Below are 13,672 nucleotides of genomic sequence, written 5' to 3' on the forward strand. Positions count from 1 at the left end.
TCACATGGCTTACAAGAGACAGATCGACCGCCTGCCGATCATCCCTGCCGATGCCAAGGTGCAGACCGTGGTCTGCCACTATTGCATCGTTGGCTGCGGCTACAAAGCCTATAGCTGGGACATCAACCGCCAGGGCGGCGTCGGCGCGGCGGACAACGCCTTTGGCGAGGATCTCTCGGTCCAGCAGCCGCCGCAGACGGCGGCTTGGTATTCGCCCTCGATGTACAATGTCGTCAAGCAGGATGGCCGCGACGTCCATCTGGTGGTCAAGCCCGACCATGAGTGCGTCGTCAATTCCGGCCTCGCCTCGCCGCGCGGCGCCCGCATCGCCGAGATGAGCTACAGCCGCGCCCGCCAGACGCAGTTGCAGCGCCTCACCGACCCGCTGGTCTGGCGCTATGGGCAATTGCAGCCGACGAGCTGGGACGACGCGCTCGACCTCGTCGCCCGCGTCACCGCGCGGGTCGTCAAGAACCGCGGCGAGGACGCGCTCGTCGTCTCGGCTGCCGACCATGGCGGCGCCGGCGGCGGTTACGAGTTCACCTGGGGGACGGGCAAGCTCTATTTCGAGGCGATGAAAGTGCGCAACATCCGCATCCACAATCGCCCGGCCTACAATTCCGAGGTCCATGCGACCCGCGACATGGGCGTCGGCGAGCTCAACAACTGCTATCAGGACGCCGAACTCGCCGACACGATCTTCGTCGTCGGGGCCAATCCGCTCGAGGCGCAGACCAACTACTTCCTCAACCACTGGATCCCGAACCTGCGCGGCACCTCCGCCGGTCTCAAGGACAGCGAACTGCCGGGCGAAGAGCATCCCCAGGCGCGCATCGTCTTCGTCGACCCGCGACGCACCGTCAGCGTCAATGCCTGCGAGGTCGAGGCCGGGGCGGACAACGTCCTGCATCTTCCGGTGAAGCCGGGCACCGACATGGTGCTGCTCAATGCGATGTTCACCCACATCGCCGACCAGGGCTGGGTGGACCGGGACTTCATCGACAACCATACCGCCGTGGCGGGGACGCAGACCGGCAGCGACCAGTCCCAGATGCTGCCGCGCAAACCCTCCACCAAGGGCCAGCCGGCGCCGCTCACCACCTTCGCCGACGCAGTGGAACGCAACCGCACCAGCCTCGAGCAGGCCGCGGAGATCACCGGGCTTTCCGTGGAGAACATCCGCAAGGCGGCCGAATGGATCGCCCAGCCCAAGGGCGACGGATCACGTCGGCGCACGATGTTCGCCTATGAGAAGGGGCTGATCTGGGGCAACGACAACTACCGCACCAATGGCGCGCTGGTGAACCTCGCGCTGGCGACCGGCAATGTCGGCCGGCCCGGCGGCGGCGTCGTTCGCCTCGGCGGCCACCAGGAAGGCTATGTCCGCCCGAGCGACGGCTTCATCGGCCGGCCGGCGCCCTATGTCGACCAGGTTCTGATCAACGGCGAAGGCGCGGTTCACCACATCTGGGGTTGCGACAACTACAAGACGACGCTCAACGCCATGCAGTTCAAGCGCACCTACAAGGAGCGCAGCGACAAGGTGAAGGACGCGATCAACTCGGTCCCCTATGGCGACCGCGAAGGGCTGGTGAACGCCATCGTCGCGGCCATCGACGACGGCGGACTGTTCGTGGTGGACGTCGACATCGTACCGACCAGCATCGGCGAGGCGGCGCATGTCATCCTGCCGGCCGCCACTGCCGGCGAGATCAACCTGACCTCGATGAACGGCGAGCGGCGCATGCGCATCACCGAGCGCTACATCGACCCTCCGGGCCAGGCCATGGGCGACGCGATCATCGCCGCCCGGATCGCCAACAACATGGAGCGGGTGCTGCGCGAGATGGGCGATGCGGCCTATGCCGACAAGTTCCAGGGCTTCGACTGGCAGACCGAGGAGGACGTCTTCGAGGACGGCTACCGCAAGAACGCGGCCGGCGGCGAACATGTCACCTACGAAAGGCTGCGGGCCATGGGCACCAACGGCTTCCAGGAGCCGGCGACCGGCTTCGAGGACGGCAAGATCGTCGGCACCAAGCGGCTCTACGCGGACGGCAAGTTCGGCACGGAGGACGGCCGCGCGCTGTTCCTCGTCGCCGAATGGACCGGATTGCAGGCCGAGGGCAAGGAGGCGCAGCGCGAGCGCTATCCCTATCTGATCAACAACGGCCGGGCCAATCTGGTCTGGCAGTCGGCCTATCTCGACAAGGACAACGAGCTGGTCATGGATCGCTGGCCCTACCCCTTCATCGAGATGCATCCCGACGACATGGCGAAGCTGTCCGTCGGCGAGGGTGATCTGGTCGAGATCTGGAACGATGTCGGATCGACCCAGGCGATGGTCTATCCGACGCCGTCGGCCCGTCCCGGCGAAACCTTCATGCTGTTCGGCTATCCGAGCGGCGTGCAGGGCAATGTCGTCAATGCCGGCGTCAACGAACTGGTCATCCCGAACTACAAGAACACCTGGGCCGACATCCGCAAGCTGGCGGACAAGCCGGCTGCGGTCGACCACCTCTCCTTCAAGTCGAAGGAATATCGGGTCTGACGAAAAACAGAAAACGGGCGGCGCAGGCCGCCCTTTTTCCGCGACGGCACCGCAATCGGATGGCGAGAGTGGTGCGAACTGACGACGCCGATCCCTCTTCGGATGCCAGGCGGCTGCTGACCCCCAGGGATGCGGCCGCCAGGGTGCTGGCGACGCTGGTGCCGATCGCCGGCGCCGAGGTGGTCGTCCTCGCTCGGGCCCGTGGCCGCATCCTGCGCGGTGCGATCGCGGCGCCGCGCAGCCTGCCGCCCTTCGACCATTCGGCGGTCGATGGCTATGCGCTCGCCCTGCGGGCCGTAGCCGACGGCCAAGCCGGCTAGAGCGGGATGAGATCAGCTTCGATCGACATCCCGCTCCATCTTATTGTTGCCGCATGATCTTCCCCGAAAACCGGTTCCCACTTTTCGGGATCATGCTCTAGTGGATGCGACGCGGTGGTGATGCTGGAGCATGCCGATGTCGTGGAGGGCGTCGTCATGCCTCGCCGAAGCTGCCGGGCGGGCGACAACATCCGGCTCGAGGGCGAGAAGGACATCCCGGCCGGCGCGGCACGCTGTGGGTCTTCGTGCCGTGCCGTTGCCTGTCGTCACACCTCCTGCAGCACCGCCCCGCAAGGCCGCGTCCCCTCCCCGACATCGGCTCCCGACAATGCGCCGCGGCGGGCGACGCAGGGCCGGCCTCCGGTTCGTATCAGCAATGCGGCCGTTCGGTGCGGCTCGGCGCGGCGGAGACCGGACGATCTCCCCCGACGAAGATGTGCCTGCGCCCCGTCTCGGATGAACCGCCTACGGCTCGTCGCCCGCCTCCTCCCTGTCGATCCGCCGCCGGCCCGACAGCGGCAGCGCGATCGTGCAGCGGACGCCGTCGTCCGTCAGTTCGTAGGTGGTGCGGGCACCGAGAGCATAGGGCAGCGCCTTCTCGATCAGTTCCTGGCCATAGCCCTTTTGAACCGGCCTGCCCTCGTCCGGAGGCGCAGGCTTGCGGCCGGTCTCGGTCCAGTCGATGACCACATGCGGCGCATCCTCGACGCTGTCCTCGTGCCAGCGGATCGCCAGATGCCCGTCGTCATTGGACAGCGCGCCATATTTGCGGGCGTTCGTCGCCAGCTCGTGCAGGCCGAGAGCAAGGGTCTGGACGGCGGTGTTGCGCAACGAGATCCGCGGCCCGTCGACGGTGACCCGCTTCTGCAGTTCCGCCGCGCCGAGCGCGTCGAGCTCGGCAGTGACGAGGGAGCGGATGGTGATCGGCTCCTCGCCGGAACGCGACAGCAGCCCCTGGACCCGCGACAGGGCCGCCAGGCGGTCGTTCAGCTTGTCCCGGAACATTTCCAGGGTGCCGCTGCCCTTGATGGTCTGGCCGACGATGGAGCGCACGAGGGCGAGGAGGTTGCGCGTGCGATGCTGCAGCTCGGCGACCATGACCCGCTGGCGCTCGGCCCATTCCCGCCGCTCCGTCGTCTCCTCGACGACGCCGATCATCCGCACAGGCTGGCCGTCGACACCGTAGTGGAAGCGGCCGCGCGCAAAGCACCAGCGGGTGGATCCGTCCGGGTGGATGACGCGGTATTCGTGCTCGAAGACATGGCGCTCCTCGCGTGAGGCCTCCAGCGCCCTCTCCAGCTCTTCCCGGTCCTCGGGATGGACGCGGCGCAGCCACGCCTCATCGCCCGGTTGGACCTCGCCGACGGCATAGCCGAGGACGCGGTACTGGTTGTCCGACCATGTCGTCTCACCGGTCTCCAGATTGCTGTCCCACGTGCCGAGACCGCCCACCTCCAGGGCCAGCCGCAGGCGCTCCTCGCTGCCGCGCAGCGCCTCCGCGGCTTCCTTGCCTGCCGTCACGTCGCTCGCCGCGCCGAACCATTCCTCGATCGCGCCATCCTTGCCGAGCATCGGCACGGCCCGCGACTGCGTCCAGCCGATGGTGCCATCGACGCGCCTGACACGATGCTCGAGGTCGAAGGGCTTCTTCTCCCGGATCGCCTCGTCGATCACCGACTGCACCCGTGGCCGATCCTCGGGCAGGATGTAGTTCTCCTGCCAGCGGGCATCTGCATCGTGCGTATCGGACAGGAAGCCGCCGCCGGTGAGCTGGCGCATCTGCTCCCATCCGGGGCTCATCCGATAGAGCACCTGCGAACTCGCCTGGACCAGCGCCCGGAAACTGCGTTCGGAATCCCGCAAGCCCATCTCCGCCTCGACCCAGTCGGTGATCTCGACGAAGGTCAGCACGGTGCCGCTGATGCGGTCCTCGATCGTCCGGTAGGGCCGCAGCCGCATCATGTACCAGCGGCCGTCCGTGCTGCCGATCTCGCTTTCCACCGGCGTGAGGTCGCGCAACACCCGCTCGACGTCGGCCTCGATATTCTCGTAGGTCAGGCGGTGCGTGAAGTCGGTGATGGCGCGGCCGATGTCGCTCTCGGTGATGTTGAAGAGGTCGACCACCGGCGGCGTGAACATCCGGATCCGCAGCTTGGCGTCGAGGAACAGGGTGCCGATCTCGGTCGCCGCGGTCAGGTTCTTGAGGTCGCTGTGAGCCGCCGAGATGCTCTCGAGCTTGCCCTTGAGCTCGGCATTGACGGTCTGCAGCTCCTCGTTCATCGACTGCAGTTCCTCCTTCGAGGTCTCGAGTTCCTCGGCGGTCGAGCGGTACTCCTCGTTGATCGACTGCAGTTCCTCGTTCGCTGCCCGCAGGTCCTGGATCGAGACTTCCTGCTCGTTGCGGCTGGCGACCAGCGCTTCCCGGGCGCTCTTCAAATCGGCCTGCAGCCGCCGTGTCTCGGCTGGTACAGCCTCCGACCCGGAATCCGGCTCCTCGGCCGGCCCGCCGTCGAGGAAGAAGACCATCGCCTGCGCCGCCGGCTGGCCTTCCGCGGCGACCGGCGTCACATGCATCGAGACCCGGCGCCCTTCGCCGTCGAAAGAGACGGTCACCGGGTGGGTGAGGCTCGGCAGCTTCAGGTCGAAGGCGCGGTCGAGGGCCAGCTTCAGGTCGAGACGCAGCTCGGGACGCGCGACCGCCGAGAGGCGCGCGTTGAAGGGCCCGGCCGAGTGCTGGATGAAGCGCCCGGCCGTCGGTGACAGGTGAACGATGTTGTGACCTTCGTCGACGATGACGCTCGGTGGCGCGGCCTGTTCGAGCGCTGCCAGGTGGGACGCGGAGGAAGCGTCCTCGCGCCGGTCGCGTTGCGATGGCTCCTCGGCGCGCGAGCGGAAGGAGCCCGGCTGCGAGGGCAGTTGCGGCAGCAGCGGCAACCTGTGGGCGGCCCGCGGGCGGCTGCGGTAGAGCCGCGCCTCGCGGTCGACGGGAGTGAACATGTCCGTCGCCGCGTCCACCGTCTCGGCCGATCCGAGAAACAGGTAGCGGCCCGACTTCAGCCCGAAGTGGAACAGCGAGCAGAGCTGCTGCTGCAACGAGCGCTCCAGATAGATCAGGAGATTGCGGCAGACGATCAGGTCGAGCCGCATGAAGGGCGGGTCCTTCAAGACGCTGTGCGAGGCGAACAGAACGGTGTCGCGCACCTCCCTGTGCACCCGGTAGTGCGTGCCCTCGTCGATGAAGAAGCGCTTCAGGCGCTCCTCGTGGACGTCTGCCTCGATCGAGCGCGGGTAGCGGCCCTCCCGCGCCGTCGCCAGCGCTCCTTCGTCAAGATCGGTGGCGACGATCTGGATCGGCACGTGCAGGCGGCGCCTCGCCGCCTCCTCCATGAGCAGGATGGCGATGCTGAACGCCTCCTCGCCGGTCGCGCAGCCGACCGACCAGACCCGCAGTCCGTCCTCGGGTACATCCTCGAACAGCCGCGCCATCGCCTGTTGCCGCAACACTTCGAAAGCCGGTGGGTCGCGGAAGAACCGGGTGACCGAGATCAACAGATCGGCAAAAAGCTGCTGCGCCTCTTCGGGCGTCTCGCGCAGGTGGGCGGCATATGCGTCGAGGCTGTCGACCCGGCAGACATGCATGCGGCGCAGGACCCGCCGCAGGACGGTGGCGCGCTTGTAGCTGCCGAAGTCGTGGCCGGTGTGGGCCCGCAGGTGGCCGACGACGCGCCTCAGGTCGTTGGCGGCACCGTCGAGATTCAGCGAGCGCACCGCCTCCTTGCTGCGGGCAACCTCGCCGATCCGCTCCACCAGCCGCGCGATCGGAGCGACGAAGTCGGCGACTCCGGTGGCGATGGCGTTGTGCGGCATCGAGGGGAACTCGGCCTCGGCGGGCTCCTGGACGAAGACGACGCCGCCCGCCTCCTTGATCGCGCGCACGCCCGTCGTCCCATCCGACCCGGCCCCGGTCAGGATCACCGCCATGCCGTCCCCGCGCGCCGCGGCGATCGAGCGAAAGAACATGTCGATCGGCGCCCGGCGCCCGCGCGGCACGCTGAACGGCCGTGCGGTGACGTTGTCGCCCTCGATCGCCAGCTCGCGGTCGGGCGGGATGACGTACACGCAATCGGGCCGCAGCGCCGGCCCATCCTCCACCTGGTGCACCGGCATGGTGGTGCAGATCGAGAGGATCTCGCTCATGGCGCTCGGCTGGTCGGGCGCCAAGTGCAGGATGACCACATAGGCAAGGCCGAGATCCGTCGGCAGTTGGCGGAACAGGCTGCGCAGCGCGGCGACCCCGCCGGCCGATGCGCCGATCGCGCAGACCGGCGTCAGCTGGTCCGCGCGCCCCGGCGGCGATGTGTCGACGTCAGCCAAGGGGGAAACTCCTCGGAATAATATCTGGCGCCAGCGGCCCTCGCGCACTGTCGAGGGCACCGGCGGCACACGGGATCTGTGGCCGAGAGGCTCTGCCGGCCCCGGATGCGCATCGCAAGGCGGCGGCGACCCTATCCGTCCTGCGGGGCGGGCAAACACACCCCGCCTGGCGGCGGCGTGCGCCTCGGCCCGGCGGGACCCGACCGCAGCAGCTCAGTTCATCAGGATCCCTCCTTCGATGCGGCCATCGATTCCACGAGTTCCCCGGCGAGTTCGTCCGGATCGAACGGCTTCTGCCAACGCGGTCGGTCCCGATAGGCTTCGGGGATCGCCGTCGGATCGTAGCCCGTTGCGAACACGTAGGGAATCGCTCGCCGCGACAGTTCGTCGGCGACGGAATAGATCGCTTCCCCATGCAGGTTGATGTCGAGCACCGCCAGGTCGACCACCTCGGTCTCCCGCAGCCGCTCCATGGCTTCCTCCTTCGTGCCGACCGGCCCGATCACGCGGGCGCCCAGCTTTTCCAGAGCGTCAGTGATGTCCTTGGCGATGTAGTATTCGTCCTCGACGACGAGCACCCTCTTGCCAAGCAGTCCCTTCTCCCCGCCGTCCACGTATCACCCCTCCATACGACGACAAGCGCCCACTACTCTCCGATACAACCGAAAAATGGCGGCGCCGTTTGAAATTCTTCCGGTCGTCTCAACATTACATTTCAACATGGTGCAATTTCTCAGGACATGGAAGCGAATGCGACGTGAAAAACTCTCGCCTGGTCCGTAAACTCGGGCACTTCACCCGGCTTTCGCAAGATGACAAGGAAGTGCTCGAGGCTCTCTGCCGCTCCCGTCCTCGCCGCTTCGGCCCGCGCGACACGATCATCGGCGAGGGTGAGCGCCCCCAGACGGTCAGCCTGTTTCTGGACGGCTGGGCTTGCCGGCACAAGGGTCTGGAGGACGGCCGACGCCAGATCATATCGCTGTTTCTTCCGGGTGATCTCTGCGACATCAACATCTTCATCCTGAAGCAGATGGACCATTCGATCTCGGCCGTCACGCCGGTCACGGTGGCGGAGGTCACCCGCGAGATGTTCGAAGCGATCGTCGAAGGCCATCCGAGGATTGCCCAGGCCCTGTGGTGGGAGAGCCTCGTCAGCGCGGCGATCCAGCGGGAGTGGACGACAAGCCTCGGCCAGCGGGACGCCAAGGAGCGCATCAGTCACCTCCTGTGCGAACTCTATGTGCGCCTCGATTGCGTCGGGCTGGTCGAGCGGTGCAGCTGCCAGCTCCCGCTCTCGCAAGCTGAGATCGGCGAGATGACCGGGCTGACGGCCGTCAGCGTCAACCGCGTGCTGCAGGATCTCCGGCATGCCGGCCTGATCGATCTGAAGAGCAGGGTCCTCACCATCCACGATCTCCCGGCGCTCGAACGGATCGCACTGTTCAACGCGAACTACCTGCATCTCGAAGGCGAAGGCAAGCATCTGGCGGCCAATCAATAGACGCGCACGCAAGTCTTTGCCTCAATTGTCGAACAATCCAACGGCCGTTCCGTTGCCGCTCGAGCAAGGAGAAACTGCGAGTTTGACGACTTGGAACGACGACGAGCGGCGGGCCAGACGCGACCGGGAGAATGACATGCCGGGCATCAGCCCAGATTTCGATTGGTCGAGCACGCCGCTCGGGCCGATCGAGTCCTGGCCGGGAGCGCTAGTCGAGGCCGTGCGACAGCAGCTTGACAGCAGGAGCGGGACCGACCGCCCCGCGAGCGTCCGCGCGCGCCATGACGCCCTGTGCAGGGCGATCGAGCAGGGTTTCTGCGTCATCCAGATGATCGTCGACGAACAGGGCGAACCGGTCGACTACCGCTTCCTGGAAATCAACGAGGCATTCGGCCGCCAGGCGGGCGTTGCCGACATCGTCGGGCGGACGAGGCGCTCGCTCGGCTCGGAACCGGCAGCCATCCAGTTCGAGACCCTCGCCCGTGTCGCCCGAACCGGCGTGCCCGAACCTGTGGACTGCCCTCTGGCTGAGACCCGGCCACATCTGGAGGCACGAGCCTTCCGGATCGAAGGACCCAGGGACGATACGCTCGGGATCCTGTCCAGAGACATCACCCATCAGAGGCGCGCCGACGATGAACTGACGGAAAGCGCCGAGAGTCTGCGCCTGATCGTGGAGAACGCGCGCAACTACGCGATCTTCACCACCGACCCGCGAGGGCTGGTGACCGCGTGGTATGCCAGCGCCGCGGCGATCTTCGGCTACAGCGCCGACGAGATCCTCGGACGCGATTCGCAGATTCTCTTCACCCCGGACGATCAGGAGGCGGGCGAGCCAGGAGCGGATTTGGTGCGAGCCGGGGAAGAGGGTCGTGCCCTCAACGTGCGCTGGCACGTGCGCGCCGACGGCAGCCGGGTCTTCATCGAAGGGATGGTTGCTCCCCTTCGGGGTGCCGGCGGCGAGCTGCGGGGCTTTCTGAAGATCGGCCAAGACGTGACCGAGCGGGAACGGGGACAGGCGGAACTGCGCGAGAGCCGTCGCCGGCTCAGCACTCTCATGGAGGGCATCCCGCAGCTGGTCTGGCGCGGCAAGGACGACGGCGAATGGACCTGGGCGAGCCCGCAATGGGTCGATTTCACGGGCCTGTCCGTCGAGGCGAGCCGCGGCCGCGGCTGGCTGGAGGCCGTCCACCCGGCCGACCGCGGGGCTGCCATCGCCGCCTGGAGCGTGGCTCGCGATCAGCTCGGCTTCCGTGCCGACTACCGCATCCGTGAGGCTGCGACCGGCCGCTATCGCTGGTTCAAGACCCGCGCCACGCCTTCGATGGAGGAGGACGGAACGACGCTGGAGTGGCTCGGAACCTCCACCGACGTCGACGATCTCCGTCGCCTGCGCGAACACGAACGGCTGCTCCTCGCCGAACTCCAGCACCGCGTCCGCAACACCCTGTCGGTGATCCGTTCGATCGCCCGCCGAACCGCCGAGACGAGCGAGAGCGTCGAGGACTACGCCATGCATCTCGACGGGCGGATCGACGCCTTTGCGCGGGTGCAGACGGCGGTGACACGGGATCCTTCCATCGGCGTCTCGCTGCTCAACCTCGTCGCCGAGGAACTCGTCGCCGCCACCGCCCGCGAAGGCGAGAACGTCACGATCGCAGGCCCGGGCGTGCGCCTGCCGGCGAAGGAAGCCGAAACCTTCGGCCTGGCGGTGCACGAACTGACGACCAACGCGATCAAGTTCGGCGCGCTGTCGCAGCCCGAAGGGCACATCGACATTCGCTGGGAGGTCAGCGATCTCGAGGAAGCCGATGCTTGCGTCCTGCGCTTCATCTGGAAGGAGAGCGGCGTCGACCTCGATCCGGACTCGCCCCGGCGCCGGGGCTTCGGCACCGAGCTTCTGGAACGGACGCTGAGCTATCAGCTGCGGGCCCGCGCCGAGCAGGTCTTCGAGCCGGACGGCGTGCGCTGCACCATCATCATGCCGCTGCCGGGAGCGGGCGAGATCAACGGCTGAAGCGCCGGGGCAGCCCCCCGCGGCGAGAGGTCCGGCAGGGGTCCGGAGCCATCGCCCCTACACTTGCAAGCCGCCCGGCGATGTCACTTGCGCTTCTTTGCGGCCGCGAGCGCCGCGCCGAGCGCGCCCTGGGAAGGCGGCTCCGCCTTTCGCGGCGGCACAACCTCCCGCCCCTTCGCCGCATGGGCAGGCCCCGCCGGCCGCTCCGCCGCCGGGGCGGGCATCTCGCTGCGCATCGTCAGCGAGATCCGCTTGCGCTTCACGTCGACATCGACGACCCGCACCCGTACCACCTGCCCGGTCTTCACCACCTCGGCGGGATCCTTCACGAAGCGATCGGCGAGTTGCGAGACGTGGACGAGCCCGTCCTGGTGGACGCCGACATCGACGAAGGCGCCGAAAGCCGCGACGTTGGTGACCGTTCCCTCCAGCGACATGCCGGGCTTCAGGTCGGAGATCTCGTTCACCCCTTCGGCGAAGGCCGCCGTGCGGAACGCCGGACGCGGATCGCGGCCCGGCTTTTCCAGCTCGCCGATGATGTCGCGAACCGTCGGCAGGCCGAAGCCCTCGCCGACGAAGCGCTGAGGGTCGAGCGACTTCAGCGCCGAGGGATCGCGCATCACCGACGAAACGTCGGTGCCGAGCGCGGCGACGATGCGGCGCGCCACCGGATAGGCCTCGGGATGGACGGCCGACCCGTCGAGGGGTTCCGGCCCGCCGGCGATGCGAAGGAATCCGGCGCATTGCTCGAAGGCCTTCGGGCCGAGGCGCGGCACGTCGAGCAGCCTGCGGCGAACGGCGAACGGCCCTTCGCGGTCGCGGTGCGCGACGATCGCCTCGGCCAGGGACGGCCCGAGCCCCGCGACGCGCGAGAGCAGCGCGGCGGAGGCGGTGTTCAGATCGACGCCGACGGCATTCACCGCGTCCTCGACGACCGTGTCGAGGGCCTTCGACAGCCGTGACTGGTCGACATCGTGCTGATATTGGCCGACGCCGATCGCCTTGGGGTCGACCTTGATCAGTTCGGAGAGCGGATCCTGCAGGCGCCGCGCGATCGACACCGCGCCGCGGATCGACACGTCGACATCCGGCATCTCCTTCGACGCCAGTTCCGAGGCGGAATAGACGGAGGCGCCCGCCTCGCTGACCACCGTCTTGATCGGCTTGCGGCCAGGCAGTCCCTTGATGACGTCCGCCACCAGTTGCTCGGTCTCGCGGCTGGCGGTGCCGTTGCCGATGGCGATCAACTCGATGCCGTGCCTGGCGACGAGCTCGGCGAGCCTGGCGGAGGCGCCGGCGACGTCGTTGCGCGGCTGGAAGGGGTAGATCGTCGCGCTGTCCACGTGCCGGCCGGTCGCGTCGATGACAGCGACCTTGACGCCGGTGCGGATGCCGGGATCGAGACCCATGGTCGCCTTGGCGCCCGCCGGCGCGGCGAGAAGGAGATCCTTCAGGTTGCGCGCGAAGACGCGGATCGCCTCGCCGTCCGCGCCCTCCTTCATCATCGACATCATCTGTGCGGTCAGGTTCGGCCGGATCTTCACCCGCCAGGCCCAGCGCACCACCCCGAGCAGCCACTCGTCGGCGGCGCGTCCGCCGGCCGTCGGAATGGCGTTGTGGCGGGCGACCATCGCCTCGACCGGCTTGATGCTGGAGGGATCGTCGGCATCGACCTCGATGTCGACGGTGACGACGCCTTCGTTCTGGGCGCGCAGCAGCGCCAGGACGCGGTGGCTGGGCGCGCTCGCCCACTTTTCCGTATGATCGAAGTAATCGGCGAACTTGGCGCCTTCGTCTTCCTTGCCCTTCACCACGCGTGCGCGAAGCTGCGCCCTGGCGACCAGATGGTTGCGGATCTCGCCGACCAGCGCCGGGTTCTCGGCCATGGTCTCGCCGAGGATGTCGCGCGCGCCCTCGAGCGCCGCCTTGACGTCCGGCACGTCGGCCGTGACGAAGGAAGCGGCCAGCCGCGCCGGATCGACGGAACGATCCGCCAGGATACGCTCGGCGAGCGGTCCGAGGCCCTTTTCGCGCGCGGCATCGGCCCGGTTGCGACGCTTGGGCCGGTAGGGAAGATAGACGTCCTCCAGCTCGACCCGGCTGGCAGCGTTCATCACCGCAGCGGTCAGCGCCTCGTCCAGCTTGCCCTGCTCGCGAATGGATTTCAGCACCGCCTGCCGCCGCGCCTCGAGCTCCCGCAGATAGGTCAGCCGCGTCTCGAGGGTGCGCAGCTGGACGTCGTCGAGCCCGCCGGTCGCCTCCTTGCGGTAGCGGGCGATGAAGGGAACCGTCGCCCCGCCGTCGAGAAGCCCGACCGCCGCCGCGACCTGTTCTATGCGCGCGCCGATCTCGCGGGCGATGGTCGTCTCGAGCGATGGTCGCGTTCCGGTCATGGTGATCCTCTCGTGGAAAGCCGCAAGGCTTCTGATCGAACGCCCGAGGCCGGACGCCGGTTCTTACGGCTACCATTCGTGCCTTTCGAAGGCACCATCAATCCGCCGCCGGTGGCGAATGGGATCGGTCGAGAGTGGCCATCCGAGGGGCGGCGGTTCGACGGCCAGCGTGCGGGACGCAACAGTCCTTCGCCGCCACGACCGCTCGATGGTCTTCCGGCAGCCGGGCGCGAAGGGGCACGGCAAGCGTATAGCGAAACTAACACACGCTTCAGATATCCGGCATTTTGCTTCGGATCAGCCCCTCTTACCATCCGAGCCATCACAACGTTCGCGAGAATGACGATGGTCGAGGAAGCAAGCCAATCGTTCCGTCCCTCTCGGTCGGAGCCTTTTCCCGAAACTCCCAATTGCATCGCGTCCGGACGCGTCTGCCCGCATTCGGCGAGCTGCCGGACGGTGCAGCGCTGGCGCGAGACGACACAGGCCGCGCGGCCGGCCGCACCGGCGATGGCG

At 67.6% G+C, this 13,672-nt stretch carries 7 protein-coding genes; 4 read left to right on the forward strand and 3 right to left on the reverse strand.

The genetic code is table 11. The features are described from left to right. The first annotated feature begins 4 nt into the window (after nt 1-4). Nucleotides 5-2,551 (forward strand): arsenate reductase (azurin) large subunit, encoded by a 2,547-nt coding sequence (locus tag ATO4_RS21060; protein ID WP_083593744.1) that lies wholly within the window; start codon nt 5-7, stop codon nt 2,549-2,551. A gap of 71 nt (nt 2,552-2,622) precedes the next feature. Continuing rightward, the gene (locus ATO4_RS21065; RefSeq protein ID WP_176223096.1) at nt 2,623-2,871 is read left to right on the forward strand and encodes a hypothetical protein; all 249 of its coding nucleotides are present in this window, start codon (nt 2,623-2,625) and stop codon (nt 2,869-2,871) included. A 465-nt stretch (nt 2,872-3,336) separates the two neighbouring features. Here ATO4_RS21065 and ATO4_RS21070 read toward each other — a convergent pair whose 3' ends face one another. After that, entirely contained in the window at nt 3,337-7,245 is a 3,909-nt protein-coding gene (locus ATO4_RS21070) for a chemotaxis protein CheB (protein WP_083593746.1), read from the reverse strand. 221 nt (nt 7,246-7,466) lie between these two features. Further along, a complete protein-coding gene (locus ATO4_RS21075) occupies nt 7,467-7,859 on the reverse strand; it encodes a response regulator (protein ID WP_083593747.1) in 393 nt (130 codons plus the stop codon). Nucleotides 7,860-8,002: 143 nt separating this feature from the next. Here ATO4_RS21075 and ATO4_RS21080 point away from each other — a divergent pair, with 143 nt between their 5' ends. Both ATO4_RS21080 and ATO4_RS21085 read left to right on the forward strand, forming a co-directional pair. Further along, nucleotides 8,003-8,746 carry a Crp/Fnr family transcriptional regulator gene (locus tag ATO4_RS21080; RefSeq protein WP_083593748.1) on the forward strand — a complete coding sequence of 248 codons (744 nt, stop codon included), beginning with the start codon at nt 8,003-8,005 and terminating at the stop codon, nt 8,744-8,746. 220 nt (nt 8,747-8,966) lie between these two features. Further along, nucleotides 8,967-10,763, forward strand: a complete 1,797-nt coding sequence (locus tag ATO4_RS21085) for a PAS domain S-box protein (RefSeq protein WP_176223097.1) — start codon at nt 8,967-8,969, stop codon at nt 10,761-10,763. A gap of 83 nt (nt 10,764-10,846) precedes the next feature. Here the strand turns inward: ATO4_RS21085 and ATO4_RS21090 are convergent, their stop codons facing one another. Beyond that, the gene (locus tag ATO4_RS21090; protein ID WP_083593750.1) at nt 10,847-13,156 is read right to left on the reverse strand and encodes a Tex family protein; all 2,310 of its coding nucleotides are present in this window, start codon (nt 13,154-13,156) and stop codon (nt 10,847-10,849) included. Nucleotides 13,157-13,672 lie beyond the last annotated feature (516 nt).

The sequence above is a fragment of the Aurantimonas sp. 22II-16-19i genome, assembly GCF_002088275.1.
Lineage (GTDB): Bacteria > Pseudomonadota > Alphaproteobacteria > Rhizobiales > Rhizobiaceae > Jiella.

Coding starts and splice junctions, on each gene's coding strand:
- ATO4_RS21090 (WP_083593750.1), bottom strand. CDS start 13,156: ATGACCGGAACGCGACCATCGCTCGAGACGACCATCGCCCGCGAGATC.
- ATO4_RS21060 (WP_083593744.1), top strand. CDS start 5: ATGGCTTACAAGAGACAGATCGACCGCCTGCCGATCATCCCTGCCGAT.